This is a genomic window from Sphingomonas sp. J344 (assembly GCF_024700005.1).
Lineage (GTDB): Bacteria > Pseudomonadota > Alphaproteobacteria > Sphingomonadales > Sphingomonadaceae > Sphingomonas.
The window spans coordinates 2,690,208-2,716,551 of the sequence record NZ_JAJONB010000001.1; the positions used below are offsets into that span (position 1 = coordinate 2,690,208).

General features: G+C 66.3%; 22 protein-coding genes and 5 pseudogenes. 12 read left to right on the plus strand and 15 right to left on the minus strand.

The genetic code is table 11. The annotated features are described in order from the left end of the window. Positions 1–56 precede the first annotated feature (56 nt). The gene (locus tag LRS12_RS13645) at positions 57–1,298 is read left to right on the plus strand and encodes a TIGR04063 family PEP-CTERM/XrtA system glycosyltransferase (RefSeq protein WP_257845015.1); all 1,242 of its coding nucleotides are present in this window, start codon (positions 57–59) and stop codon (positions 1,296–1,298) included. Beyond that, on the plus strand, positions 1,268–2,191 hold the full coding sequence (locus tag LRS12_RS13650; protein WP_257845016.1) for a hypothetical protein: 924 nt from the start codon (positions 1,268–1,270) through the stop codon (positions 2,189–2,191). Before LRS12_RS13645 ends, LRS12_RS13650 begins: the two co-directional genes overlap by 31 nt. A 1-nt stretch (position 2,192) precedes the next feature. On the opposite strand, the gene LRS12_RS13655 is transcribed toward LRS12_RS13650, so the two are convergent. Continuing rightward, positions 2,193–2,507: a hypothetical protein gene (locus LRS12_RS13655; protein WP_257845017.1), complete on the minus strand. Its 315-nt coding sequence runs from the start codon at positions 2,505–2,507 to the stop codon at positions 2,193–2,195. Then, positions 2,504–2,698, minus strand: coding sequence for a hypothetical protein (locus tag LRS12_RS13660; RefSeq protein ID WP_257845018.1), 195 nt, complete (start codon positions 2,696–2,698; stop codon positions 2,504–2,506). The genes LRS12_RS13655 and LRS12_RS13660 overlap by 4 nt, the downstream gene beginning before the upstream one ends. A 290-nt stretch (positions 2,699–2,988) precedes the next feature. On the opposite strand from LRS12_RS13660, the gene LRS12_RS13665 reads away from it, so the two are divergent. Further along, positions 2,989–3,423 carry a S24 family peptidase gene (locus LRS12_RS13665; protein ID WP_257845019.1) on the plus strand — a complete coding sequence of 145 codons (435 nt, stop codon included), beginning with the start codon at positions 2,989–2,991 and terminating at the stop codon, positions 3,421–3,423. 7 nt (positions 3,424–3,430) lie between these two features. Here the strand turns inward: LRS12_RS13665 and LRS12_RS13670 are convergent, their stop codons facing one another. Continuing rightward, entirely contained in the window at positions 3,431–4,204 is a 774-nt protein-coding gene (locus LRS12_RS13670; RefSeq protein ID WP_257845020.1) for an energy transducer TonB, read from the minus strand. 38 nt (positions 4,205–4,242) lie between these two features. After that, the gene (locus LRS12_RS13675; protein WP_257845021.1) at positions 4,243–4,428 is read right to left on the minus strand and encodes a hypothetical protein; all 186 of its coding nucleotides are present in this window, start codon (positions 4,426–4,428) and stop codon (positions 4,243–4,245) included. A gap of 180 nt (positions 4,429–4,608) precedes the next feature. On the opposite strand from LRS12_RS13675, the gene LRS12_RS13680 reads away from it, so the two are divergent. The 4 genes and pseudogenes from LRS12_RS13680 to LRS12_RS13695 all read left to right on the plus strand — a co-directional run bounded on the left by LRS12_RS13680 (position 4,609) and on the right by LRS12_RS13695 (position 7,052). After that, positions 4,609–4,821 (plus strand): hypothetical protein, encoded by a 213-nt coding sequence (locus tag LRS12_RS13680; protein WP_224923392.1) that lies wholly within the window; start codon positions 4,609–4,611, stop codon positions 4,819–4,821. A 143-nt stretch (positions 4,822–4,964) separates the two neighbouring features. Then, positions 4,965–5,948 (plus strand): annotated as a pseudogene (locus LRS12_RS13685) (SLC13 family permease); the annotation flags it as partial. Positions 5,949–6,357: 409 nt separating this feature from the next. After that, positions 6,358–6,645 (plus strand): SLC13 family permease, encoded by a 288-nt coding sequence (locus LRS12_RS13690; RefSeq protein ID WP_257845513.1) that lies wholly within the window; start codon positions 6,358–6,360, stop codon positions 6,643–6,645. 56 nt (positions 6,646–6,701) lie between these two features. After that, complete coding sequence (locus LRS12_RS13695; RefSeq protein WP_257845022.1) at positions 6,702–7,052, plus strand: zf-TFIIB domain-containing protein; 351 nt, start codon at positions 6,702–6,704, stop codon at positions 7,050–7,052. A 108-nt stretch (positions 7,053–7,160) separates the two neighbouring features. On the opposite strand, the pseudogene LRS12_RS13700 reads toward LRS12_RS13695, so the two are convergent. The 6 genes and pseudogenes from LRS12_RS13700 to LRS12_RS13725 all read right to left on the minus strand — a co-directional run bounded on the left by LRS12_RS13700 (position 7,161) and on the right by LRS12_RS13725 (position 16,635). Then, positions 7,161–8,586 (minus strand): annotated as a pseudogene (locus LRS12_RS13700) (aldehyde dehydrogenase family protein). An 88-nt stretch (positions 8,587–8,674) separates the two neighbouring features. Continuing rightward, entirely contained in the window at positions 8,675–9,970 is a 1,296-nt protein-coding gene (locus LRS12_RS13705) for a M20/M25/M40 family metallo-hydrolase (protein ID WP_257845023.1), read from the minus strand. A 241-nt stretch (positions 9,971–10,211) separates the two neighbouring features. Further along, the gene (locus LRS12_RS13710) at positions 10,212–11,657 is read right to left on the minus strand and encodes a metallophosphoesterase family protein (RefSeq protein WP_257845024.1); all 1,446 of its coding nucleotides are present in this window, start codon (positions 11,655–11,657) and stop codon (positions 10,212–10,214) included. Positions 11,658–11,732: 75 nt separating this feature from the next. Continuing rightward, positions 11,733–14,510 (minus strand): TonB-dependent receptor, encoded by a 2,778-nt coding sequence (locus LRS12_RS13715; protein WP_257845025.1) that lies wholly within the window; start codon positions 14,508–14,510, stop codon positions 11,733–11,735. Between the two features lie 242 nt (positions 14,511–14,752). Next, the gene (glnA, locus tag LRS12_RS13720) at positions 14,753–16,165 is read right to left on the minus strand and encodes a type I glutamate--ammonia ligase (protein ID WP_257845026.1); all 1,413 of its coding nucleotides are present in this window, start codon (positions 16,163–16,165) and stop codon (positions 14,753–14,755) included. A 131-nt stretch (positions 16,166–16,296) separates the two neighbouring features. Further along, positions 16,297–16,635 carry a P-II family nitrogen regulator gene (locus LRS12_RS13725; RefSeq protein WP_224923404.1) on the minus strand — a complete coding sequence of 113 codons (339 nt, stop codon included), beginning with the start codon at positions 16,633–16,635 and terminating at the stop codon, positions 16,297–16,299. A 290-nt stretch (positions 16,636–16,925) separates the two neighbouring features. Here LRS12_RS13725 and LRS12_RS13730 point away from each other — a divergent pair. Next, a pseudogene (locus tag LRS12_RS13730) lies at positions 16,926–18,753 on the plus strand (DUF885 family protein). On the opposite strand, the gene LRS12_RS13735 reads toward LRS12_RS13730, so the two are convergent. The 5 genes from LRS12_RS13735 to map form a co-directional block, all read right to left on the minus strand. Then, the gene (locus tag LRS12_RS13735) at positions 18,750–19,358 is read right to left on the minus strand and encodes a hypothetical protein (protein ID WP_257845027.1); all 609 of its coding nucleotides are present in this window, start codon (positions 19,356–19,358) and stop codon (positions 18,750–18,752) included. The pseudogene LRS12_RS13730 and the gene LRS12_RS13735 overlap by 4 nt on opposite strands. Continuing rightward, entirely contained in the window at positions 19,247–20,545 is a 1,299-nt protein-coding gene (locus LRS12_RS13740; protein WP_257845028.1) for a tetratricopeptide repeat protein, read from the minus strand. The genes LRS12_RS13735 and LRS12_RS13740 overlap by 112 nt, the downstream gene beginning before the upstream one ends. Positions 20,546–20,822: 277 nt before the next feature. Then, positions 20,823–21,947, minus strand: coding sequence for an NAD(P)/FAD-dependent oxidoreductase (locus LRS12_RS13745; RefSeq protein WP_257845514.1), 1,125 nt, complete (start codon positions 21,945–21,947; stop codon positions 20,823–20,825). Positions 21,948–22,152: 205 nt separating this feature from the next. Continuing rightward, positions 22,153–22,335, minus strand: a complete 183-nt coding sequence (locus LRS12_RS13750) for a hypothetical protein (RefSeq protein WP_257845029.1) — start codon at positions 22,333–22,335, stop codon at positions 22,153–22,155. Between the two features lies 1 nt (position 22,336). Then, positions 22,337–23,164 carry a type I methionyl aminopeptidase gene (gene map, locus LRS12_RS13755; protein WP_257845030.1) on the minus strand — a complete coding sequence of 276 codons (828 nt, stop codon included), beginning with the start codon at positions 23,162–23,164 and terminating at the stop codon, positions 22,337–22,339. Between the two features lie 63 nt (positions 23,165–23,227). Here map and LRS12_RS13760 point away from each other — a divergent pair. The 4 genes and pseudogenes from LRS12_RS13760 to LRS12_RS13775 form a co-directional block, all read left to right on the plus strand. Continuing rightward, positions 23,228–23,984, plus strand: a pseudogene (locus tag LRS12_RS13760) (competence/damage-inducible protein A). Positions 23,985–24,074: 90 nt separating this feature from the next. After that, positions 24,075–25,175: a pitrilysin family protein gene (locus LRS12_RS13765; RefSeq protein ID WP_257845031.1), complete on the plus strand. Its 1,101-nt coding sequence runs from the start codon at positions 24,075–24,077 to the stop codon at positions 25,173–25,175. After that, positions 25,100–25,489, plus strand: a complete 390-nt coding sequence (locus LRS12_RS13770; protein WP_257845032.1) for a hypothetical protein — start codon at positions 25,100–25,102, stop codon at positions 25,487–25,489. Before LRS12_RS13765 ends, LRS12_RS13770 begins: the two co-directional genes overlap by 76 nt. 154 nt (positions 25,490–25,643) lie before the next feature. Continuing rightward, a pseudogene (locus LRS12_RS13775) lies at positions 25,644–26,327 on the plus strand (M16 family metallopeptidase); the annotation flags it as partial. Between the last annotated feature and the right edge of the window lie 17 nt (positions 26,328–26,344).

The window sequence follows — 26,344 nt, forward strand, 5'->3', positions numbered from 1 at the left end:
CCATATCCGCATCCGGTTGACGGGCCGTTAAGTGATCGCGTGGCATTGGGGCGGGCATGCGGATCCTGCACGTCCTCGACCATTCGCTGCCGCTGCACAGCGGCTACACCTTTCGCACGCGCGCGATCTTGAAGGCGCAGATGGCGCGCGGCTGGACCGTCGCCGGGGTGACCGGGACGCGATACCATACTGGCGATGCGCCATTCGAGACGCTCGACGGGATCGATTTTCACCGCACGAAGCAGATGCGGCGTCTGCCGCCGGTCGTGGGCGAGCTGGCCGAGATCGCGGCGTTTGCGCGGCGGATCGGGGAGGTGGTCGAGCGGTTTCGGCCCGATATCCTGCATGCACATTCGCCGGTGATCGACCCGCTCGCAGCAATGCGCGCGGCGAAACGCTATGGCTTGCCTTTGCTCTACGAAATCCGCGCCTTCTGGGAGGATGCGGCGGTCGGCAATGGCACCGGGACGGAAGGGTCGGCCAAGTATCGCGCGATCCGCGGGCTGGAGACCTGGGCGGCGCGGCGCGTGGATGCGGTGGCGGTGATCTGCGAAGGGCTGAAACGCGACCTGATCGCGCGCGGGATCGACGCGGGCAAGATCATGGTGTCGCCCAATGGCGTGGACCTGCATCTGTTCGGCGAACCCGCCCCGCGCGACGAAGTGCTGGCGGCGCAGCTGGGGCTGGATGGGGCCGACACGATCGGCTTTATCGGAAGCTTCTATGACTATGAGGGACTGGACGATCTGATCGCGGCGATGCCGGCCTTGCTGGCGCAGCGGCCCAGGGCGCGGCTGGTGATGGTCGGCGGCGGGCCGATGGAGCAGGCGCTGCGCGCTCAGGCGGCGGCGTCGAGCGCTGCCCACGCGATCCATTTCGTGGGGCGCGTTCCGCATGAACAGGTCGAGCGCTATTATTCGCTGATCGATCTGCTGGTTTATCCCCGCAAGCACATGCGGCTGACCGATCTGGTGACGCCGTTGAAGCCGATCGAGGCGATGGCGCAGCACCGGCTGGTCGCGGCGTCGGATGTCGGCGGGCATCGCGAGCTGATTCTGCATGGCGATACGGGGACGCTGTTCCCGCCCGACGATCCGGCAGCGCTGGCGGCGGCGGTGGCAGGGGTGTTCGCCGATCGATCCGGCTGGGACGCGCAGCGGGAACGCGCGCGGCGCTGGGTCGAGACCGAGCGTAACTGGTCGTCAAACATTTCACGCTACGAACCTGTTTACCAAAGATTGATCGACGCCCGATCACGGGAATCCAAATGGTTGCGTACACCCTCGTTCAACGTCTGACCCCCAATGCGGCGCTCGCGATCGCCGGTGGTGCGGGCGTGTGCGCGGTGTTGGCGAGCCTGATTCTGCCCGGCGCGCTGCTGGAGGACATGGTGCTCTCCAGCGGGATCGCGGCGTTCGTTCCTGCGGCCGAGCCGCCGCTGGGAACCACCGCGCGGCTGTGCATCGGCCTGTTTGCAGGTGGCCTGATCGCGCTGGTCGCGTGGATGGGGCTGTCGGCGCTGATGGCCTGGATCGATTCGCGCGATGCGGACGGGCCGGAGGGCGAGCGCCGCCCGACCGTGCGCCGCGCCGACGCGCATCCCGACGCGCGCCCGCGCGTGCCGCTGCGCGCCAGCGATCTGGAGGTGCCGGTCTATGGCCGCGTGCCTGTCGCTGAGCCGGTCGTCGAAGAGATCCTCGACCTGGAGGAGGAAGCGCTGCCCGAAGAGCCAGTGATTGCGCTGGGCGCGCCGTCCGAGGGGCGGGCATTCCATGCGCCGCTGCCCGAGGTGCAGGAGCTGCCGGTCGATCTGAACCAGCCGCTATCTGCGTTCGATCCGTCGGCGATTCCCGCCGTGCCGATCGCCCCGCCGCCGCCGGTGCGCCCGCTCCGCCGCCACGCGCCGCGCCTGCCGATCTATGACGAGGGCGAGCGGTTCGAGACGTTCGAACTGACCCCGCCGGTGCGGCCGGCTGCGACGCCGATGCCGCTTCCAGTGCCTGACCCGGAGCCTTCGCCCGCGCCCCCGATCGCGGCACCCCAGACCGATGCGAGCGTTCACGCGCTGCTCGACCGACTGGAAAAGGGGCTGGGCAAATTCGCCCCGCCGCCGCCCGAGCCGGTTGCGGACCCCAGGCAGAAGCTGGAGGACACGCTGTCCGAGCTGCGCCGGATGGCGATGCGGGCGTAACTCAGCTTTCCTCCACCGTCAGCACGCCGATCCGGAGTTCGACGCGGTCGCCAACGCGCGTGCGCGCTTCGACCGTCAGATCCGCGACCAGGTGGCTGCGCAGCGTGAACTCCGCCTCTGGCAGGGTCGCGATCCAGTCGTCGAGAGCCGGGGAGGGGACAGCGGAGAGGAGCAGGTCGTGGCGCGCGCCGGCAAAGGTTGCGCTTGCCCAGCGGGTCCAGCCCGCCGAGACGATCGACAGCTCAATCCCCGCGTCGGCCGCGTGACGGAGCAGCGCACGTTCGAGCAGCACGCCTGCATCGGGACCGCGGCTCATCGTGCGGCCCCCGGACCGGCGGGGTTGCGCGCCAGTTGTGCCTCGATCCACGCGCAGAGTTCCGGACCTGGGTCACGGCCGTTGCGCAGATCGTCCACGAGCCGCGGATCGTTGACCGCCAGCCGCCCGAATTTGGTGCGCGGCATGTCGTAGCGCCGCAGATACCGTTCGATCTTTCCCAAAATCGCCATTGCCTTTCCTCGACTCGCGGGGCCGCTCCCCGACTCATATGTTCTTTAAATGTTCTCATTTCCAACTTGTCTAGGAAAAATCCTGCGGCTATGGATGCGATCATGGACTCAGGAGATCAGCGGCGCGCGTTGGAGCAGGCGGCGGCGGCGCGGGGGGGAGTCGCTGGCGGCGTTGTCGCGGCTGATCGGGCGCAATGCGGCCTATCTTCAGCAGTTCGTGACGCGGGGCAGCCCGCGCGTGCTGGCGGAGGCAGACCGGCGGCGGCTCGCACGTTATCTGGGCGTCGCCGATGCGGCGCTGGGCGGGGCCGGTCGCGGAGGGGCTGGTCGCGGTGGCGCGGGTGGATGCGGGCGCGGCGGCAGGGCGCGGGCGGGTGGTGGAGAGCGAGCGGATCAGCCCGCTGCTGCTCGACCCCGCGCTGCTGCGGAGACTGGGGGTGCGCGCGGACATGGCCTCGACCGTCCGTGTCGAAGGCGCGTCGATGGAGCCGACCTTGTGCGACGGCGACGAGATCCTGGTCGACGGCGCACGCCGCATGCCGGGGCCGCGTCCGGCGATCCATGTCTTTCGCCGCGACGGGATGCTGGCGGTCAAGCGGCTAAGGCTGATGGGGGGCGAGGTCGAACTGGCCAGCGACAACCCCGATTACGGGCGCGAGATCGTACCCGTGCGCGCGATCGAGGTGGTCGGGCGGGTGGTTTGGATGCACCGCGCGCTGGTGTGAGGACGGGTCAGCGGGACTTCCAGCTAAAGCGATAGGTAATGCGACTGCGGATCGGCTTGCCCTCGGCATCCCTGGCGGGCCGAAACTTGGCGCGCGCCTTGATGATGAGACAGGATTGGGCATCAAGCGTCGCCACGCCGCTCGCTTTCTCGACGAGACAGTCCTTAACCGAACCCGCTTCGTCGATCAGTAGCGAAACTGCGGTCGACCCGTCGCGTCCCTCAATGCTTGCCTGGCGGGGATAGTCGCGCGCGGTGACGTAGCGGTCTGGCGTCAACAGCGCGACTGCCTTGGTGCCGATCCGCGCCTGCCCCGCCTCGTCCACGTTCCAGTGGCTCCGCAAGTCGCGATTGCACGTGTCCATCGCCGCCGCCGCCGCCGCAAAGCCAAGTGTCGAGAGCTCGAGAGCGAGCTTGCGACCCTCGATCTGAAGCGCAGGCTCCTTGGCGAGACGGTCGAAATCGGCGCGCGCGATGTTGATCCAGTAGACTTCTAGACCAGACCCCTTGGGCGTAAAGGTCAGCGCGGTCGTCTTGAGATCGCCGACGGTCACGTTGAAATGGGCGGCGTTCTGATACGATCCCTTGCGCGATAGCATCATGTGAATGACGCCACCGTCGATCGAGGGCTTGAAGACAAAGGTCGTCGGCTTCGCCGGATCCCCATATTTCTGATGCGCGGCGCAGTGGGTCTCACCCCAGTCGACCGTCCATTTTCCGTTTGGCGGCAGCGGATCGGTGGGCGTGGCAATCGCGACGGCGGCGAGAAAAATCTCGAGCATTCCGGCTACCTTGCACGGGCAGGTCACGTCCGCAAGTGTCAGCGGCTGCCGCGCATCCGGTCGATCAGCGCGACGATCAGCAGCAGCACGATCCCGACGCCAAGGCCGGCGAGGAAACCGATCGAGGGCTGGCTCATCCGAACGCCGATGACGGTGCCGACGACCAGCGAGAGGGCGAGAAGCGCGCCGCCGGCGATGGGGGCGGGTTTGGGGGAACGGCTCATGCCCCGCGCCATGCCACGTCCCGCGACGGGACGCCACCGTCCCGGTTCGGCACGGGCGATACGGGGCGGAGAGGCATGGTTGACGGAGATTCACCCTCGCGACCCGCAGTGCTGCGCGGATCGGGCAATGCTGGCACGCGCGATGCGTGCGTGCGCGTGAGCTCTAGTCAAGGATTCTCGATGTCGCCCATCCCCTACCTCGCCGACCGCGCCCATGTGTTCGACGCCGCGGACCTGATCCGCGCATTTGGCGACGATGCGGGGCTGGAAGCGGCGGCGCGCGCGGACAAGTTCCGCGACCTGGGCAACCACATCAATTTCTGTCGCTGGCGCCAGATCGAGCGGCTGATCGTCCTGATGAGCGTGAACCGCGCCGTGGGCACTGTGCACTAAATCAGGCAACCACCGCGCCCTCGCCGCGTTGAGCGGGCATGGGGGCGTTATGACATTGCCGCAGATCCTGTCCGTCACCGTCCTGATCGGGATGATGGCGCTGTTTCTGTGGGGGGCGGTTCCGCTACGACGTCGTTGCGGTGATGGCGCTTCTCGCGGCGGTCGCGGCCGGGATTGTGAAGCCTGACGACGCCTTTTCCGGCTTTTCGGACGATATCGTCATCATCGTGGGTTCGGCGCTGGTGCTGTCGGGCGCGGTGCAGCGATCGGGCGTGGTCGAACGGCTGATGCGGCACTTGCAGAAGCGGGTGACGCGGGTCCGCTCGCAACTGCTGTTGCTTTCTGCCAGCGTCGGGTTCGGATCGGCCCTGGTCAAGAATATCGGCGCGCTGGCGATGATGATGCCCGCCGCATTCCAGATGGCAAAGAAGTCGAACAGTTCGCCCAGCGTCTTCCTGATGCCGATGGCCTTCGCCTCGCTGCTCGGGGGACTGATCACCCTGATCGGCACTTCGCCCAACATCATCGTCAGCCGGGTGCGCGAGGAGATGACCGGCGAGCCGTTCGGCATGTTCGACTATGCACCCGTCGGGATCGGGCTGACGCTGGTCGGGCTCGTCTTTCTGCGCTTCGGCTATCGTCTGCTGCCCGCCGACCGGCGCGCCGCACCGACAATGGGCGAGGCGCTCGACATCCATGACTATGCGACCGAGGCGAAGATCGTCGAACAATCGGCACCCAATGGCGAGCGGGTCGCTGACTTTATCGAGCGACACGAACAGGAGGTGACGATCACCATGTTCCTGCGCGATGGCGTGCGCGCGACGCCCCTCGCCGATACGGTGCTGCACGAGGGCGATATCCTGATCCTGGGCGGACCCCCCGACAGCCTGGAGCGGGTGATCGCGCGCGACAAGCTGGACTTTGTCGGCACGAGCGAGGCGCCCGAAAGCCCGGAAGGCGAGGAGATCGGCGTGATCGAGGCGGTGGTCTCCGCCGGGTCACCGCTGGTCGGCGGCACGGCGGGGTCGCTGATGCTGCGCCAGCGCTATGGCATCAACCTGATCGCGGTGTCGCGCCAGGGCGAACGGATCGTCCGGCGCATGCCCAATGTCGTGTTCCGCGCGGGCGACGTGGTGGTGCTGCAGGGGCCGCTCGGCATCCTGCCCCAGACGCTGAACGAACTGGGCGCATTGCCGCTGGCGGAGCGCGAATTGCGGCTGGGAAGCGTGCGCAAGGGGCTGTTGCCGATCGCGGTACTCGCGGTCGCGATGGCGGCGACGGCGACCGGGGCGGTGCCCGTGACGATCGCCTTTTTCGCGGCGGCTGCGGCGGTCGTGCTGTTCGGCGCGCTGCCGCTGCGTGACGCCTATGACCATGTCGAATGGCCGATCCTGATCATGCTGGGCGCGCTGATCCCGGTCAGCGATACGCTGCGCTCGACGGGGGTGACCGAGCTGATCGGCCAGTGGCTGTCGGTGACGGCCGCGACCTTGCCGCCGTGGGGGCGCGGTCGCGCTGATCATGGCGGCGGCGATGGCGGTGACGCCGTTCCTCAACAACGCGGCGACGGTGCTGGTGATGGCACCGATCGCGGCGACGTTCGCGGGCGACCTGGGGCTGCGACCGGAGGCATTCCTGATGGCGACTGCAGTGGGGGCGGGGTGCGATTTCCTCACCCCGATCGGGCACCAGTGCAACACGCTGGTGATGGGGCCGGGCGGGTATCGGTTCAGCGACTATGCGCGGCTGGGGGCACCGCTGTCGCTGATCGTGCTGATCGTGGGGCCGCCGCTGATCCTGTGGTTTTGGCCGGTCGCCTAGTTGTAGCGACAGCGCGACGTCCCTAGCTCGGATCCGGAACCTGTAGAGGAGAGATCATGCGTACCCCAGAAGCCGTTGCCGGAATGCTTTGCCCCGTGTGCAAGACCGGGCTTCATATGAGCGACCGGCAGGGGATCGAGATCGATTACTGCCCGCAGTGCCGGGGCATCTGGCTGGATCGCGGCGAGCTGGACAAGATCATCGAGCGCAGCGGCGCGGGGGAGGCTCCGGTCGCACCACGGGCTCCGCAATCGCCCCAGCCGCCGCAGGCTAGCCCCTGGCCGCAGCAGGGCGGCGGCTATCCGCAGCAGCAGGGCTATGGCGGCGGATATGGCCATCAGGGCCACGATCCGCGCTATTACAAGCACAAGCGCAAGAAGAGCTTTCTGGAAGAGCTGTTCGACTGAGGCGGCGGACCTTGTGCTCCTGCCAAGGCAGGAGCCCAGGGTTTCGAAGGGAACCGCGCGCGGCTTTGGGCTCCTGCTTTCGCAGGAGCCCAGAATTGCGTCTGCGCGCTAACCCAGCGCGCCGACCAGCGACTTCACTTCCATGAATTCCGCCAGGCCGTATTTGCCGTGCTCGCGGCCATTGCCGCTCTGCTTGTAGCCGCCGAAGGGCAGGTCGGGGTTGGGCTGGCCGCCATTGATATAGACCATGCCGGCGCGCAGGCGTGGCGCGACGCGCTTGACCGCTTCGGGGGAGCCGAACACCACCGCCGACAGGCCATAATCGGTGTCGTTGGCGATGCGAACGGCGTCTTCCTCGGTCTCATAGGGGATGATCGTGACGACCGGGCCGAAGATTTCCTCGCGCGCGATGGTCATGTCGTTGCCGACGCCGGAAAACAGGGTCGGCTTGACGAAATAGCCGGTCTCGATCCCGTCGGGTCGGCCGGGACCTCCGGTTTCCAGCGTCGCGCCCTCCTCCATTCCCTTGCGAATCAGGCCCTGAATCTTCTCCCACTGCGCCTTGTTGACCACCGGGCCGAGATGCCGGCCTTCCTCGGCGGGATTGCCGCAGGTGGTGGCCTTCATCATCTCCGACGCGGCGGCGGCGGCTTCCTTCTCCAGCGCGGCGGGGACGAGCAGGCGCGCGGGGGGCGATGCAGCTCTGGCCCGAGTTCATCAGCACGCTGAACAGCGTCCCCTTGACCGCGGCGCCGACATCCGCGCCTTCAAGCATCAGCGAGGGGGACTTGCCGCCCAGTTCCTGATGGACGCGCTTGACCGTGTCAGCAGCGTTCTTGGCGACCGCGATCCCCGCGCGGGTCGATCCGGTGAAGCTCACCATGTCGACATCCTTGTGCCGCGACAGCGCGGTGCCGACACCGGGACCATCGCCATTGACGAGGTTGAACACGCCCGCCGGCACGCCCGCCGCGTCCATCACCTCGGCAAAGATCGCGGCGCAGCTCGGTGCTTCCTCGCTGGGCTTCAAAATCATCGTGCAGCCAGCGGCGAGCGCGGGAGCCACCTTCGACACGATCTGGTTGAGCGGCCAGTTCCACGGCGTGATCATCGCGACGACGCCGATCGGCTCGTGGACGACGAGGCTGTTGCCGACCTGCTCCTCGAACTGGAATTCCTTGAGCGCGCGCGCGGCGGACATCAGGTGACCGATGCCCGATCCGACCTGCGCGGTCCTGGCGAGGCTGAGCGGCGCGCCCATCTCGGCGCTGATCGCCAGTGCCATGTCCTCGGTGCGCTTCTTATACTCCTCCAGCACCCGCTCGATCAACGCGAGCCGCTCCTCGACGCTGGTGCGTCCGAAACTCTCGAACGCGGCCCTGGCTGCGGCGACCGCCTTGTCGACATCGGCCTGCGACCCGAGGGTGATTTCGGTGGTGGCAGATTCTATAGCTGGATCAATAACTTGATGGCGGGTTCCGCCTTCGCTTTCGATCCATTGGCCGCCGATATAGTGGTTGAGATAGCTGCGCATCCTCGCCTCCGGGAATTTGAGTATCGGGTATGGTCGCTATGTGGCGAGCGGCGGCACGGGTTGCAACCTGAAACCGACTCGCCGCAGGTCAGGGACGCCTCTCCCGGCTGAGCCGAGTGATGAATGCGGCGCTGCGCAATGCCTGGAGCGGGATCGAGGTGAGATCGACCCATTCGCCCTCTGCATGCGCGTTGCCGCCGGCGACGCCGAGACCCGCCAGCGTATCGACATCGGCGGCAACGAAGGCGCTGTCGGCGGCACCGCGGCGGGCGGGGTCCATCTCGGCCATTTCGGGGAGCTTGAGGTCGCGGTTCACCGCGTTGAGCTTGGCCAGCAGCGCGCGGTTGCCGTCGGTCGGGGCCATCGGCGGATAGCCCTCCTGGAAATCGAGCTTCGCGGTGGTGCCGGGCAGATTCTTTGCCGTGATCGCGATCATCGCCGCCCGGGTCTTTGCCTCCTGCTCCGGGGTCAGCGCGCGCAGGTCGCCGCGCGCCACCGCCTCGGCCGCGACGATGTTGGTCTTGCCGCCCGCACTTACCTGATAATTGTTGTCGGCAAGGGTCGCGGGAGTGCCGGCGGCCATTACGCCGACGTTGAAGGTGAGGTTCGGCTCTGGAAGGGTGCGGCGGAATTCGTCCAAGATGCGGGCGAGTTCATAGGCCGCACCATAGCCCAGCGTGGCGTTGAACACGCCGCTGCTGTGCCCGGTCTTGCCGGTGGTGCGCAGCGTCCAGTTGGTCGAACTGCGCCGCGCGATCGTGCCGGTATCCTTGCCCTCGTCGCGCGCGAGATTTTCATATTCCAGTGCGACATCGGCCCATTTTCCTGCGGCGATCAGGTCGCGGCGGGCGACGGCGAGCGGGGCGCCGGTGCGCTCCTCGTCGCCGGTCAGGACGATCTTGATATCCGCGTTCTTGAGCGTCCCCGCCGCCTGCATCGCACGCATCGCGGCGACGATGACGACGATCCCGCCCTTGTCGTCGCCGATGCCGGGGCCGGTGGCGCGGTCGCCGTCACGGACGAATTTCTGGAAGGGTGATTCCGGCTCGAACACCGTGTCGAGATGCGCGATCAGCAGGATGCGCTTGCCCTTGCCGCTACCCGTGTGGGTCGCGACCAGATGCCCGGCACGGCCCGTTTCCTTCATGTCGATCCACTCGACGGCAAAGCCCAGCGGCTCCAGCTCGGCGCGGACCATGGCACCGACCTTGGTCACGCCATCGATGTTGAGCGAACCGCTATTCTGGTTGACCAGCTTCTCCAGCAGCGCGACGTGGCGGTCGGTCTCTGCGGTAATCGTTGCCGCCATCTTGCTTTCGGCAGGGGTCTGCGCGGTGGCGGGGAGGGCGGCGAGGAGCGCGAGCGGCGCGAGGAGCTTCAGCATGGCGATACCCTAACGTACGTGCGGCGAAAGGGAATGGCGCAGTGCGGTTTTCGCCGTTTCGAATGTGCGGTATCGAATCGCTGTTGGAGCGCGAAATTGAACGAAGCGAACATGTCGCGGCACAATGCGCCGCCGGTCTCAACTGGGGTGTCGCATTGCGCCGCGAAATGTCCTGTCAGTAGAATTTAAGCGACGCCAAACGCCGACTTGATGTCCGCTCAGGCGACGAACGTATTTTCGATCAGTCCTTGAACCCGGCGACGCACTTCCCGCCGTCCGGGCCGATCGTCTGGCTGCCGCCTGCATCGCGCGGGCCGGAGCAGAAGCGTTCGGCGATCTTCGGCTCGGCGATCTCGCTCAGCCGGTTGCGGCCGTCGGCGCCCTTGGCCAGATCGAACCCGTCATAGAGCTTGCCCGACGCGGTGAAGGTGCGGAATTTGAGATTGCCGCCGTCGACGTCGACGATCTGGTAGAGTTCGGTCGCCTCGGCGGTGCGGTCGGGCTGGGTGCGGGCGCGGGTGTTGAGGCCGTACATCTTCGATCCGGTGACCGAGACGAGATAGACCGGCCCCTGGATCGATCCGTCCGCGCGCGCCCTGGCGCTGGCCTCGCGGCCCGCCTCGCTGGTCAGGCGGGCGTAGCAATGGTCGTGGCCCTGCAGGACGAGATCGACCCTGCGCGCCTCGAACACCGGCTTCCACGCCGCCTTGATCTTGGCGGTGTCCTTGGGCCGGGCGCAGGTGAAGACCGGCTGGTGGAACAGCACGACGTTCCACTTCGCCTTGCTCGATGCGAGCGTCGCGTCGAGCCACGCCGTCTGCTGCTGCATCGAGCCCAGGTCGATCGCCGCCGTGCCGTCGAGCACGATGAAGCGCACGCCCTGATAATCGACGAAATAGGTGGTCGCCTCGACCGGATCGGTGCCGTTTTTCGGCAGCGCGAACTGGGCGTGCCAATAGGGGCCGAGCACGCGGCTTTCGGTGCCGTCGGGCGCGATCAGGTCGGCATATTCATGGTTGCCCGTCGCCGGAAGCTGCGGGACGCTGGCGTAATTATAGCCGCCCGCCTGGTTCCACTCGCCCCATTCATCGTCATGGTCGAGATCGTCGCGCTGGCCGACCAGATCGCCGGCATGGACGGTCAGGCGGATGTCGCCATGGCCGAGGAACGCCTGGCGGATCACGCGGCTGGCATAAGTGAGGATGCCGTTCTGAACGTCGCCGAGATAGAGGAAGCGAAACGGTCTCGCCTCGGCTGCTGCGGTGCGGAACTGATACCATTCGCTCCAGCCGGCCGCACCCTTGACGCGATAGGCATAGACGGTGTCGGGCGTCAGGTCGGTGAAGCGGAGCTGGTGGTAGAAAGCGCGGCCATAGCTGCTGTCGATCGGCATGGTGATGCCGCTGACGGTCCGGGCCTTTTCCTCAAGCGTCGGGCCGTCGACCGAGACCGCGATCTGCGCCTGTGCGGTCGTCTGCACGGTGTCGGTGCGGAAGGCGACCGCCATCTCGCGCGACGGATCGGCGCCGGGGGTCAGGACGATGCGGTCGGCCAGGTTGCGCGGCGCATAGGGCTTGCCCGGCGAACGGGGGATGGGGGCGCCATCCTCCGTCGTCGTCGGGATCGCGAAGCCGGTTGTCCGGGGCAGCGGGGCCGCTGCCTGTTGCGCCAGTGCCCCGTGGCTCACGGCCGCGACCAGCGCGACCGTGAGGGGAAGGGCGAGTGCCCGGATCTTCTGCGATATCACGGCATCTACCTCCGGTCAGAAATTGGCGCTGACGCCGAACTTGGCGGTCCAGCTATACTTTTCATATTGCAGGATGCGCTTGGCACCGCCGAAATTCTGATAGGCGAAATAGGGCGCGTCGGTGACGTTGATCCACTCCGCGAACAGGCGGACGCCCTTGGTCACGCGATACTTCGCCGACAGGTCGAGCTGGAAATGGTTGTCGACGATGCGATCCTCTTCGGCAGTGTCGGCCAGCTCGTCGAGATATTTGTCGCGATAGGTGCCCGCCACACGCAGCGAGACCGGTCCCTTTTCATAGCCGAGCACGACGTTGAACGTATGCTTCGACGCCGAGGGCAGGGTGATGATGCGCGGGTCGTTCGGATTGCCGTCGATGAACACCGTGCCGGTCGCGTCGGTGTAGGTATAGTTGGCGTTGAGCAACAGCCCGTCGAACGGCGCGGGGAGCGACGCGAACTGCTGGGCAAAGGATAGCTCGATGCCCTTGACCTTGGCGCTCTCGCCATTCTGGAAGGTCACCGCTTCCTCGTAATCGACGCCATAGGCGGTGCCGGGGTCGGTATCGCGGACGGTGACGATGAAATCGTCGATCGACTTCCAGAACACACCGGCGGTGAGCGCCGCGTTCTTGCCGAAATACCATTCCGCCGAAGCGTCGATGTTCCACGCGCTATAGGGACGCAGATCGGGATTGCCGAACTCGGCCTCCAGATCCTCGTTGATCAGGAAGCGCGGGGCCAGGTTGGAGAGCTTGGGGCGGACCAGCGCCTTGTAGCCGCCAAGGCGCAGCACGACGTCGCGCGTCGGCGCATAGCGCAGCGTCACGCTGGGCAGCCAGTCGGTGTAGCTGCGGGTGAAGCGGTTGGGCGTGACGGTGGCGTCGGTGCCGTCGCTTTCGACCAGGAAGCCGCGAATGTCATTGTGGGTGCGCTCGACGCGGACGCCGCCGATCACGCGCAACATGCTGTTGTCCCAGCGACCGAGCAGATAGCCGGCCAGGATATCCTCATCGATCGCATAGTCGGACGATGCCGAATTGATCGCCGAATCGAGTGCGTTGAGCTCGAACCGTGCGCGATTGTCGTTGAAGAACGCAGTGGGTGCGGTTTGCGACGGCAGCGGCAGGATGTTCTGGATGCGATAGGTCTGATCGCCCAGCACGTTGGCAAGGGTGTAGGTGCCGTCATAGCCGTCGAACACCAGCCCGTCGAAATTATAGGACTTTTCGCGCCAGCGCGACTTGATGCCCCCCTGCACGGTGAAGGTGCCGCCTTCGCCGACAAACTCGCGCGATACGTCGGCGCGTGCGGTCCATTCCCTGTCCTGCGAGTCGGAGAGGACGCTCAGCTCCAGCTCGTTGAACGTGTAGCGCGCCGGATCGCTGAAGCGGGCGGTGTTACCCGAAACGGTGAACAGCGGGCGGCGCGGATCGGCATAGTCGAAATTCACATTGACGCCGTGGCCATCGAAGCGCGCGCGGAAGCGGGTCGGGTCAACCGAGCCATTCTCCACCTCGCTCGCATCCGAATAGGCGCCCGAATAGGTGAAGGTCCAGGGGCCGGTCTCGGTCTTGCCGCCGAGCGTCAGCGACTTGATCTGCTGCTCCTCGAACCGGTCCTTCATGCGGCGGCGCACCTCGATGCGGCCATCGGCGTCGGTGAAGAAGGCCGAGGTGGCGGTGCCGGAGGCGGGCGCCTCATCCATGATCAGGATCACGTCGCCGCGATATTCCTGGTCGGAGAACTGGCTGTAGAGGCCACGTGCATAAAGGGTCGTGCTGTCGCCCGCGCGCAGGTCGAGGCTCAGCGAGCCGCCGATGCGCTCACGCTCGACATTATAGTCGCGATACTGGACCTCTTCGGCATAATAGATGCCGCCATCTTCGTTCCAGTCCGCTGCCTCGATATTGTCGGTCTCGAACTTGCGGCGATAATAGCTGACGCCGCCCGCGATGCCGAAATTCTCGGTGATGCGGGTCGAGAAGTCGAGGCTGCCCTTGGGCGTCAGCGAGTCGGCATAGTTGTTGTAGCTGCCCTCCAGCTTGACCGAGAACAGGTCCTTCTTGCGGTCGAAGGCGCTGACGGTGGTGATCTCGATCGACGCACCGAGCGTGTCGGCGTCCATGTCGGGGGTCAGCGACTTCTTGATCTCGATCGATTCGATCAGTTCGGCGGCGACGACGTCGAGTGCGACCGAGCGGACGTCGCTCTCGGGCGCGGGTACGCGGGTGCCGTTGATCGATGCGGCGTTGAGTTCGGGGTCCAGACCGCGGACCGAGACGAACCGGCCTTCACCCTGATCGGCAAGGATATTGACGCCAGGAACGCGACGCAGTGCCTCGGCGACATTCTGGTCGGGGAACTGACCGACATCGTCGCGGGTCAGCACGTTCTGGATACCGTCCGCGGCGCGCTGGCGCGACAGGCTGCTGGCGAGGCTGGCGGCCTGGCCGACGATCAGGATTTCGTTTTCGCCGCCGATCCGCAGCTCTGCAGTCGCGACCGCAGTGTCGGTGACGGTGATGCGCGCGGTGACAGGGTCGGCACCGATATAGCTCGCCTCGATGGTATAGGTACCGGCGGGCACGTCGATGAAGCGGAAGCTGCCGTCGCGCGCCGCTTCGGTCACGCGGTCCAGTTCGATGATGCGGACCTGCGTACCCTGAAGCGCGCGCCCACCGCCGGCATCGGTCACGGTCCCGGTCACGTCGCTTGCGAAGGCAGAAGCAGGCGCGATCAGCGCGGCGGCGAGGCAGGCACCCTGAAGAAAACGAGCGCGGCGAAGAGTCATGATGGTCCCCCGAAATGCGAATCCCGCCGGAGTGGCGGCGACCCGTTCGAGGGGGGCGCTAGGGGCGACTCATGTCATCTGGATGTTAGTTCAGGGACCAATCAGTTTCGGTTGCGTGACAATGGCATGACGGCGACCGAATGGGGCTGTGTCGCGCAAGAAAAACGCCCGGACCCTCGCAGGTCCGGGCGTCCTCGCTGTCCGGCGCCGTCTCCCCCGAGACGGCGACGAAACGGGTCGTCTCAGGCCGAATAGTACATGTCGTACTCGACCGGCGACGGAGTCATTTCCCAGCGCGCGACGTCGCCGCGCTTGAGTTCGACATAGGCCTCGATCTGGTCCTTGGTGAACACGTCACCCTTGAGCAGGAAGTCCATGTCCGCCTCGAGGCTGTCGAGCGCTTCGCGCAGCGAGCCGCAGACGGTGGGGACGAGGCTCAGCTCCTCAGGCGGCAGATCGTAGAGGTTCTTGTCCATCGGGTCGCCCGGATGGATCTTGTTCTGGATGCCGTCGAGGCCGGCCATCAGCAGCGCGGCGTAGCAGAGATACGGGTTGGCCAGCGCGTCGGGGAAGCGGAACTCGACGCGCTTCGCCTTGCTGCCTGCGCCATAGGGGATGCGGCACGAGGCCGAGCGGTTGCGCGACGAATAGGCGAGCAGCACCGGCGCCTCATAGCCCGGGACCAGGCGCTTGTAGCTGTTGGTGGTCGGGTTGGTGAAGGCGTTGAGCGCCTTCGCGTGCTTGATCACGCCGCCGATGAAGTAGAGGCACATGTCGCTGAGGCCGGCATAGCCATTGCCCGCGAACAGCGGCTTGCCGCTATCCCAGATCGACATGTGGGTGTGCATGCCCGAGCCGTTATCTTCCTTGATCGGCTTGGGCATGAAGGTCGCGGTCTTGCCATAGGCATGGGCGACCTGATGCACGACATATTTGTAGATCTGCATGCGGTCGGCGGTCTGCACCAGCGTGCCGAAGGTCAGGCCCAGCTCGTGCTGCGCCGCGGCGACTTCGTGGTGATGCTTGTCGCAGGGCAGGCCCATTTCGAGCATGGTCGAGACCATCTCGCCACGGATGTCGACCGCGCTGTCGACCGGCGCGACGGGGAAATAGCCGCCCTTGGCGCGCGGACGGTGGCCGAGGTTGCCGCTCTCATATTCCTTGCCCGAATTGCCGGGCAGCTCGACATCGTCGATCGCGTAATAGCTGGTCGAGTAGCTGTTCTCGAAGCGGACGTCGTCGAACATGAAGAATTCGGCTTCCGGGCCGACATAGACGGTGTCGCCGATGCCGAGCGACTGGAGATACGCCTCCGAACGCTTCGCGGTCGAGCGCGGGTCGCGCGAATAAAGCTCGCCGGTCGAGGGTTCGACGATGTCGCACACCAGGATCAGCATCGGGGTGGCGCTGAACGGATCGGTCCAGACCGCGTCGAGATCGGGCTTGAGGATCATGTCGGATTCGTTGATCGCCTTCCAACCCTCGATCGACGAACCGTCGAACATCAGGCCGTCGGTCAGCTCGTCCTCACCGATCACCGAAGCGACCATGGTGAGGTGCTGCCACTTGCCCTTGGGGTCGGTGAAGCGCAGGTCGATCCATTCGATCTCCTGATCCTTGACCATCTTCAGAATGTCGGCGGCGGTGTTAGCCATTGGAACCAAGCCCTTTCTGTTTTGTCCTGGTCCGCCTCGGTTCGAAACCGGGTGCGGAGAATCATATTGCGCTGCGGTGCAGCTTCGTGAAATTTTTGCAGTGCGTCAATTCGGCGCGCTGCAGGGGGGTGTCAGATCGCATTCTCGTCACGCTCGCCGGTGCGGATGCGCAGCGCGGTTTCGATTGCGGTGACGAAGATCTTGCCGTCGCCGATGCGGCCGGTCTGCGCGGCGTTGGCGATCGCCTCGACTACGCGCTCGGCCAGAGCGTCCTCGACCACCACTTCCAGCTTCACCTTGGGCAGGAAGTCGACGACATATTCCGCGCCGCGATACAGCTCGGTATGCCCCTTCTGACGGCCAAAGCCCTTGGCCTCGGTCACGGTGATGCCCGACACGCCCACTTCGTGAAGCGCCTCCTTCACCTCATCCAGCTTGAACGGCTTGATGATGGCTTCGATCTTTTTCACGGTTTCTTCCCTTCGTGACGCCGGAGCGAATCCCGACCGGCCCGGTTCCGCCGTCGAAGGTGACGGTGGATTGGATCACGATCAAGCGGAACGCCCCTGTCGCGCGACTTTGCATGGCGCGTGCCAGTTTGCGGATCGACGCAATTGCGCGGAACACCGCCGTCGCGGGTTAACAACTGCCTAACAATTGGGCAGATGCGCGCGTGGCTTGCGCGATTGCGGTGCAGCCTTGCGCGCGGACGGGGTGGGTGTAATGTCCACCTATCACACCCAGTCTCCAAGGATAATCGATGCGCGCTGTTCCGCTTGTTCTCGCCGCCCTGCTCGCCGGCGCTTCCGCTCTGCCCGCCGTCGCGCAGCAGCAGCCCGCGCCCACCGCGCTGCCGGGCGAGGGGGCCGAGGACGCGAAGCTCAAGGCGCTGTTCCATGCGAGCGACGAGGCGTCGCTCAAGCGCAACCCGATCATGGCGCTGTTCCGCGGCGACCTGCGCTATGCCGACCAGCTCGGCACCTATTATACCGACGCCTATCTGGCGGCGGAGAAGGCGGCGAGCGAGGCGGACCTGGCGGGGCTGCGCAAGATCGACCGGGCGAAGCTGACCAAGGTCAACCAAATCGCCTATGACGTGTTCGAGGCGGATCAGACGCGTACGCTCAAGGGTTTTGCGCCCGAGCTGGTCGCGGTGTCCAAATACCTCCCGATCGACCATTTCACCGGCTTTCAGGCATTCTACCCCGGCTTCGCATCGGGCGAGGGTGCGGCGCCGTTCAAGACGCTGGCGGATTACGAGAATAACCTGAAGCGCAACGCCCAATATGCGGCGACCTATGACCGGGTGATCGGCCTGTTCCGCGAGGGGATGAAGCGCGGGATCGTTCAGCCCAAGCTGGTCGTCACCAACATGATCGGCCAGTTCGACAATCTGAACGGGCAGGGGGTCGAGGAGTCGGTCTTTTACGGCCCGGTGAAGAAGTTCCCCGAGGGGATTTCGGCGGCGGACCAGGTGCGGCTGAAGGCGGCCTATGCCGCACAGGTCCGCGACGTGATCGTGCCGGCGCACAAGAAGATCCGCGACTTCCTGGCCAATGAGTATCTCCCCGCCGCGCGTGAGAGCGTCGGGACATCGGCGCTGCCGGGCGGGGCGGCGCTCTATGCCTATGCGATCGAGAGCAACACGACGCTGCCGCTGACCGCCGATTACGTCCATGATCTGGGGCTGTCGGAGGTCAAGCGCATCCTGACCGAGATGGAAGCGCAGAAGGCGAAGGTCGGGTTCACCGGCACGCTGCAGGAGTTCTTCACCCATCTACGCACCGACAAGCGGTTCCAGCCCGAGAGCGCCGACGCGCTGCGCATCGGATATGAGGCGATCGGCAAGCGGGTCGATGCGCGGATCGGCACGCAATTCTCGCTGCTCCCCAAGGCACCGCTCGAGATCCGCCCGGTCCCGGCATATCGCGAAAAAGACCGACGCGGCGGGCAGCTATTCGCAGGGCACGCCCGACGGGTCGCGGCCGGGCATCTTTTACTTCAACGCCTATGACCTGCCGACGCGCTACACCTGGGGGATGGAGACGCTGTACCTGCACGAGGGCGCGCCGGGGCATCATTTCCAGATCAGCCTGGCGCAGGAGAATGCCGCGCTTCCCGCCTTCATGCGCTTTGGTGGGAATACGGCCTATGTCGAGGGCTGGGCGCTCTATGCCGAGACGCTCTACACCGAACTGGATGTCGCGGTGGAGCCGTATCAGCGCATGGGCGGCCTCAACGACGAGATGCTGCGCGCGATGCGGCTGGTGGTCGATAGCGGGCTGCACGCCAAGGGGTGGAGCCGCGACCGGGCGATCGAGTATATGGTCACCAACTCGCCGATGTCGCAGACCGACGCGATCGCCGAGGTCGAGCGGTACATCGCGATGCCGGGACAGGCACTGTCGTACAAGATCGGCCAGCTCACGATCCTGAAGGCAAAGGCCAAGGCGAAGGCGGCATTAGGCGCGAAGTTCGACCCGCGCGGGTTCCATGCCGCAGTGCTGGACACCGGCGCGCTGCCGATGCCGGTGCTGGAGAAGAAGATCGACGATTGGGTGGCGGGGGGTGAAGTGAGCCGGAGCTAGCGGCTCGCCTTCCACGCCGCCTCGACCATCAGCCGTGCCGCTTCGGTGCGTTTGCGGGCGAGGGCGAGGTCGCTGAGGTTGGCGCGCGCCGCGTCGCCAGTGAAGCGGGCTGATGTGCGGGCGGCGAGCGCAATGCGGGCGGGGGTGAGCGCGGCGTCGGGGCGACCGGACTGGAGCAGGGCGCGGGCGAAGGGCTCGGCGACATCGAGCAATTGCGGGCTGTCGGTGCCGTAGATGCGGGTGGTGGCGGCGATGCGTTCGGCGAACAGGCGTGCGCCTTCCTCCTTGCCCTGCATGGTCAGATTGGCGGCGAGCGCGCGGAGCGCTTCGGTGCGATATTCTCCTTCCCACGGGATCATGTCGTTGCCCTCGATCTTCGCGAGCAGCAGGCGGCGGATCGGTTCGCCCTGCGCGGCGCGGCCCTGGCGTTCGAGCAGATGGGCGAGGCGGGCGCGGGCATAGACATTGGGGTCGTCGAACGCGGCGGCGATGTTCATCTTGTCGTCGCTGTCACCGATGCCGAGCGCCTCGCGCGCATGGGCTTCGGCATCGGCCAGCGCTCCCGATGCCTCCAGCGCCTGTGCACGGGCGAGCAGGTAGAACATGCGCCGCCACACATTGATCTCTTCCCCGCCGCGCGGACGCGGGCGATGCCATCGGCGGTGAAGGCGAGCGCGTCAGCGACCAGCCCGCGTGCGAGCAGGGTGCGGGTGATCCCCTCAAACGCTTCACGCGAGTCATCCGGCTCGTAATTATTGTAGCGCAGCGACAGCGCCCAGATGCGGCGGTAGAGCAGTTCCGCCTCCGCCAGCCGGTTCTGCGCCTCGACCGAGGCGGCGAGTTCGAGGACGTACATCAACGCGCCATTCGATTCCGGTCCCCAGCGCTTTTCCGCGCTGGCGAGCAGGCCGGTCAGGATCGGTTCGGCGCGGGCGGGGTCGCCGGTCTCGATATAGAGGTTGGCGAGGATCGATCCGGCATTCTGGAGCTTGAGGTCGTCGAATTTGAGCAGGCGGAGATAGACCGGCCAGACGCGCTCATAGATCGCGATGGTGGCGGCGTTGCCGCTGCCGGTCTGGCCGGCGATCTCGACCAGCCGGTCGGCGGCGGAGCGCGACAGGGCGCTGCCCGGGCTGTCGCCGACCAGTTGCTGGACGGCGCGGATGCCGTCATCGACGTCTCCCATCGCGAACATCAGGGCGAGTTCGGCGTCGTCGGGCGGGGTGCCGGGCTTGCGGGCCTTGGCATAGGCGGCGCGGGCACCGGCAAAGTCTCCGGCGGTGCGCAGGATGACGCCCTGAACGCGGTAGAGGTCGCGGACTGCGTCGGGCGCGCGGGCGGCCGGGCGGTCGAAGGCGGCGATGGCGAAGGCGACGAGACGCGCGGCGCGGGGTTTGTCCTGCCCGCCCCAGCTCTGAACGCTGACCGCGCGCTGCGCCATGTCCTTGGCGAAGGCGGTTTCGAAGGCAGGGTCGGGCGCGGCGATGAAGGGTGCGAGGAAGGCCGTAGCGCGCTGCTCTTCGCCCGCGAGAACGAGGCCGTAGGTCATGAAGAACAGGTCGTCGATATCGTCGAGCTCGACCGGGCCGGTTGCGGTCGTGCGCTCCGCTGCGCCCTTCATGCGATAGGCGGCGGTCAGCCACGTCCAGCGGGCGAAGGTTGCGAAGTCGCGCGCCTTCATCGCGGTGCTGCGGGCTTCGAGCCAGCGGGAATAGATTTCGAACTGGGTCTGTCCTTGCAGCTGCGCGACGTCGTCGGCGGGGCCGGCGAGGGTGAGAGCTTCACGGACCAAGGGTGCGGCATCGGCGCGGCGGCCGGCGATGAGGTGTTCGGCAGCGCGGATCAGGAGCGCGTCGGCGCGGGCCTGAGCTTCGGGCGGAATCGCAGGGAGCTGGGTCGGGGGGTGGCCGGCGCGTCCTGCGCAAAGGCGGGAGTGACGATCAGCAGGCCGAGGGCCAGGATGGTGTGACGCATGCGATCCTCCCGCCGGGCCTTGTGGCAGCGGGGGGCGGGAGCGGCAACGGTCGAAATCGGGCAAGTGTCGGAAAAGGCGTCAGAACGGCGGGCAGTCAGATCGCTTGCCCCGCCGCCCAGCCGCTCGACCATGCCCATTGGAAGTTATAGCCGCCGAGCCAACCGGTGACGTCGACCCCTTCGCCGATCGCGTAGAGGCCGGGCACGGCGCGGGCCTCCATGGTTTGCGAGGAGAGGTCGGCGGTGCTGATCCCGCCGATGGTGACCTCGGCCTTGGCATAGCCCTCGGTTCCGTTTGGGTGGAAGGTCCAGGCGGACAGGCGGCGTTCGGCTTCGGCGAGGCGCTTGTCGGCGGCGGACTGGAGTTCTCCGTCGAGCGCCAGTTGCTCGGCGAGCGTGTCGGCGAGGCGGTTGGGCAGGGCGTCGCCGAGCAGCTTGCGCAGGGTGGTGCGCGGGGCGGCGCGCTTGGCGTCGGTGAGCCAGCCGGGGGCGCGGTCAGGGAGGAAGTCGATCTCGACCGGCTGACCGTGGCGCCAATAGGAACTGATCTGGAGGATCGCCGGGCCGGACAGGCCGCGATGGGTGAACAGGGCGGCTTCGTGGAAACTGGTTTTTCCGGCGCGCGCAGCCACCGGCGCGGCGACGCCGGAGAGTTCACGGAACAGCACCTCGTCGCCGCCGAGCGTTAGGGGGACAAGCGCTGGGCGCGGCTCGACCACCTTGAGCCCGAACTTGCGCGCGAGGTCATAGGCGAAGCCGGTCGCGCCCATCTTCGGGATCGACGGGCCGCCGGTGGCGATGACGAGCGCAGGGGCGGTGGCGGTGCGGTCGCCGATGGTGACGCGATAGCTGCCATCGGCGTGGCTGACGTCGTTGACCGGGTGGCCGAGCGCGACCTCGACTCCGCCCTTGTCGCATTCGTCGAGCAGCATCGCGACGATCTGTTTCGCGCTGCCGTCGCAGAACAGCTGGCCCAATGTCTTTTCGTGCCAGGCGATGCGGTGCCGGTCGACCAGATCGATGAAGTCGTGCTGGGTGTAGCGGCGCAGCGCGGACTTGGCGAAATGCGGGTTGGCGGAGAGGTAGCGGTTGGGGGCTATACCCAAATTGGTGAAATTGCAGCGTCCACCGCCGGAGATCAGGATCTTCTTCCCGACCTGATCGGCGTGGTCGATCAGCAGGATGCGGCGGCCGCGCTGGCCTGCGGTGAGCGCGCACATCAGGCCGGCTGCGCCGGCGCCGAGGATGATGGCGTCGTAGGAGGAGGGGGTATTCAGGACGGCGCTTCCCAAATTTGGTCACCCCGGCCCTGTGCCGGGGTCCACCGGGCGTCAGGCGCGAAGCGAGAGGCTCAAGCGCCGGATGTGCGGCACAGTGGACCCCGGCACAAGGCCGGGGTGACGATTGGGGATTTGGGCCGAAGCGCTAACGCAATTTCGCGATCGACAGGCCGTCTTCCTTGGCGCGGTCCTTGACCGATTCCTCGCTGCGGGTCAGCGCCTTGGCGATGGCCTTGAGCGCCATGCCCTTCTTCGCCAGCGTGTGCAGCTTCTGGATCTCGTCCTGCCGCCAGGGCTGGCGGTGACGTTCGAACTTGCCGTCCGCCATGTCAGGCGTAGGGCGGGTTGTGGCGGCCGGTGGGCGATTGCGTGAAGATTTCGCAGCCGGTCTCGGTGATGCCGATCGAATGTTCGAACTGCGCCGAGAGCGAACGGTCGCGGGTTACCGCCGTCCAGCCATCGTCGAGCAGCTTCACATCGGGGCGGCCGATGTTGATCATCGGTTCGATCGTGAAAAACATGCCGGGACGCAGCTCTGGGCCAGTGCCGGGGCGGCCGACATGGACGACTTCGGGCGCGTCGTGGAACACGCGGCCAAGGCCGTGGCCGCAGAAATCGCGCACGACGCCGTAGCGATGCTTTTCGGCATGGCGCTGAATGGCGTGGCCGATATCGCCCATCGTATTGCCGGGCTTCGCCATCTCGATGCCGATCATCAGGCATTCATAGGTGACGTCGACCAGGCGGCGCGCCTTCAACGGAACGTCGCCGACGAGGTACATGCGGCTGGTGTCGCCGTGCCAGCCATCGAGCAGGGGCGTCACGTCGATATTGACGATGTCGCCGTCCTTGAGCGTCTTCGGCCCCGGAATGCCGTGGCAGACAACATGGTTGATGCTGATGCAGCAACTGTGCGTGTAGCCGCGATAGCCGAGCGTCGCGGGTACCGCGCCGCCGTCGAGCATGCGCTGACGGACGAAATCGTCGAGTTCCGCGGTTGTCACGCCCGGCACGACATGCGGCACGAGCGCGTCGAGAATCTCGGCGGCGAGTTTGCCCGCGGCGCGCATCCCGGTGAACCCGTCGGGGCCATAGAGTTTGATCGCCCCGTCGCGGGCGAAATTGGTGTCGGCGGTTACGGCAACATACTCGGTCATCGTCGCCATATAGGCGAAAGGTCGCCGCTTTGCGAGGGGATCGGCGCGCGCTATGGCGGGTTTATGAGCGAGCGCATCTGGACGGCGGGACTTGTGGTGATCGGGGACGAGATCCTGTCGGGTCGCACCCAGGACAAGAATGTCGCGCAGATCGCGGTGTGGCTGAATGTGCAGGGCATCCGCCTGTCCGAAGTGCGCGTCGTACCCGATGTGCAGGAGCGGATCGTCGAGGCGGTGGACGCGATCCGCACGCGATACGACTATTGCTTCACCACCGGGGGGCATCGGGCCGACGCATGACGACATCACCGTCGATGCGATCGCGGCGGCTTTGGGCGTCCCGGTGGTCATCCACCCGGAGGCGCGCGCGACGCTGGAGCGCTATTACGAGACGCGCGGCGGGCTGACCGAGGCGCGGCTGCGGATGGCGCGGGTGCCGGAGGGCGGCGACCTGATTCCCAACCGCATGTCGGGCGCGCCGGGCATAAGGGTCGGCAATATCTTCATCATGGCCGGGGTGCCGCACATCACCGCGGGCATGCTCGATGCGCTGACGGGCACGCTGGAGGGCGGGCAGCCGGTGGTCAGTGGCACGATCGGCTGCTGGGTTGCCGAGAGCGAGGTCGCAGACGTGCTGCGCGCGACCGAGAAGGCGCATGCAGGGGTCGCGATCGGGAGTTATCCGTTCTTCCGCGAAGGGCGGGTGGGGGCGAATTTCGTCGCCCGTGCAACGGACCCGGCGCTGGTCGAGGCGTGCCTGGCGGACCTGACCGCGCAGCTGGAAGCGGCCGGGCGCGCGGTAATGCAGGGCGGGATCTAGCCCGCCGCGATATTCGACGAACGCCCTTGCCCTCGCGCGCTGTGCTGATAGGCTAACACAGCTGACGAGTCAGAGGGGATTTCCATGGCGATGAAACAATGGGTTACGGCGCTTGCGCTGGCCGGGGCGGCGGTGCCGCTGGGGCTGGTGGCGAGCCCGGCGGCGGCGCAGAGCGCGCCCGCGAAGCTCAAGGTCGAGATGCAGTATTTCACGCTGCCCAATGGGCTGCGCGTGGTGCTGGCCAAGGATACGCTGAGCCCGACGGTCACCGTCGGTGTCTATTACGGCATCGGGTTCCGCATCGAGCCGCGCGAGCGCACCGGCTTTGCGCATCTGTTCGAACATTTGCTGTTCCAGGGATCGAAGAACGCGCCAAAGGGCGTGCATATCAGCACGATCAGCAATGCCGGCGGCGTGCTGAACGGGTCGACGCGCTACGACTTCACCAACTATTTCGAGGTGGTGCCGTCGAACGCTCTGGAGCGGATGCTTTGGCTCGAGGCCGATCGCATGTCCGCGCCGGTGATCAACGACGAGGTGCTTAAGAACCAGCAGGGCGTCGTCGGCAACGAGGTGAAGGTCAACGTCCTCAACCAGCCGTACAGCACCTGGCCGTGGATCGACCTGCCGATGCTGGCCAACACCAACTGGTATAACAGCCACAATTTCTACGGCGAGTTGAAGGAGATCGAGGCGGCGACGGTAGAAGATGCCAAGCAGTTCTTCGACAGCTTCTACAAGCCGTCCAACGCCGTGCTCGTGGTGGCGGGCGACATCGACTATGCCGCGACCAAGGCGATGGTCGAGAAATATTATGGCTGGATGCCCAAGGCGCCGCCGGTCAAGCTGCCCGACATCAGCGAACCGCGCCAGACTGCGGAGAAATATCGCGCGCGTACCGACAAGCTGGCACCCAAGCCCGGCTGGGCAGCGGGCTATCATGTCCCCGCGCGCGGCACGCCCGAATGGTATGCAATGGGCCTGATCGACCAGATGCTGGTGAAGGGTCAGGACAGCCGGCTGTACCGCAAGCTGGTCGCCGAGACCGGAATTGCGGGCGAGGTCGGCGGGGGATCAACTTCCCGCTGGGTAACATGTTCAATTATCAGGGGCCGATGCTGTGGAGCTTCAACTTCACGCATGACGCCAATCGCAGCCGCGACGAGATCAAGGCCGCGGTCGACGCGGTGATCGAGGATCTGCGCACCAGGAAGGTGACGCCGGAGGAACTGGCGCGGGCGCGGACCAAGATGCGCTCCTCGCTCTATTCGACGATCGACGGGACGGGGCGGATCGGCCTGATCGACCTGCTCGCCGTCTATGCGCTGTTCGATAACGACCCGAACAAGGTCAATACGCTGGAGGACGGGTTCGCCAAGGTGACGCCCGAACTGATCCAGAAGACCGCGCAGGAATATCTACGCCCGACCAACCGGTCGATCTATGTCATCGATCCCGGTGCGGCCCAGCCTGCCGCGCCCGCCGCTCAGCAAGGAGGCAAGTGAGATGCGCCGCATGATCGCAAGCCTGACGGCTGCCGCCCTTCTCGCCGCGCCGATGGGGGTCGCCGCGCAGGAGCTTCCTTCCACCCCGCCGCCGATCCCGGCGCCCAAGCCGTTCAAGGTTCCGGCGAGCGAAACCTATGTCCTGGAGAACGGGATGAAGGTGACGCTGATCCCCTATGGCGTGGTGCCCAAGGCGGTCGTGTCGCTGCAAACCTATACGGGGTCGATCAACGAGGGGCCGGACACCTGGCTCGCCGGGCTGACGCTCGACATGATGCGCGAGGGCGCGGCGGGGATGACCGCCGCGCAGATCGCGCAAAAGGCCGCCGAGATGGGCGGCGGTCTCGCCGTAAATGCGGGTACGACCACCTCGGCAGTGTCGATCAACGTCCTGTCCGACCGCACCACGGATGCGATCGGGTTGGTCGCGGACGTTGCGCAGCGGCCGGGCTTCCCCGAAAGCGAACTGGCGCGGGTCAAGGCGAACTGGAACCGCCGCCTCGCCATCGCGCTGACGCAGCCGGGGACGCTGGCCAATGCGGCGGTGACGCGCGCCTATTATGGCACCGACCACCCCTATGGCCGGGTGCTGCCGACCCCGGCGCAGTTCGGAGCCTACGACGCGGGCAAGCTCAAGGCGTGGCATGCCGCCAATTTCGGGGCGAAGCGGTCGCACCTCTATATCGCCGGGCGGTTCGATGCGGCGACGGTCAAGGCGGCGGTCGAGAAGGCGTTCGGCGGTTGGGCTGCGGGGCCGGAGCGGGCGCTGATCCCGGTCAATCCCAAGTCCGGGCCGCAAGTATTGCTGCTCGACCGTCCGGGCGCACCGCAATCGACGATCAACCTCGTCTTTCC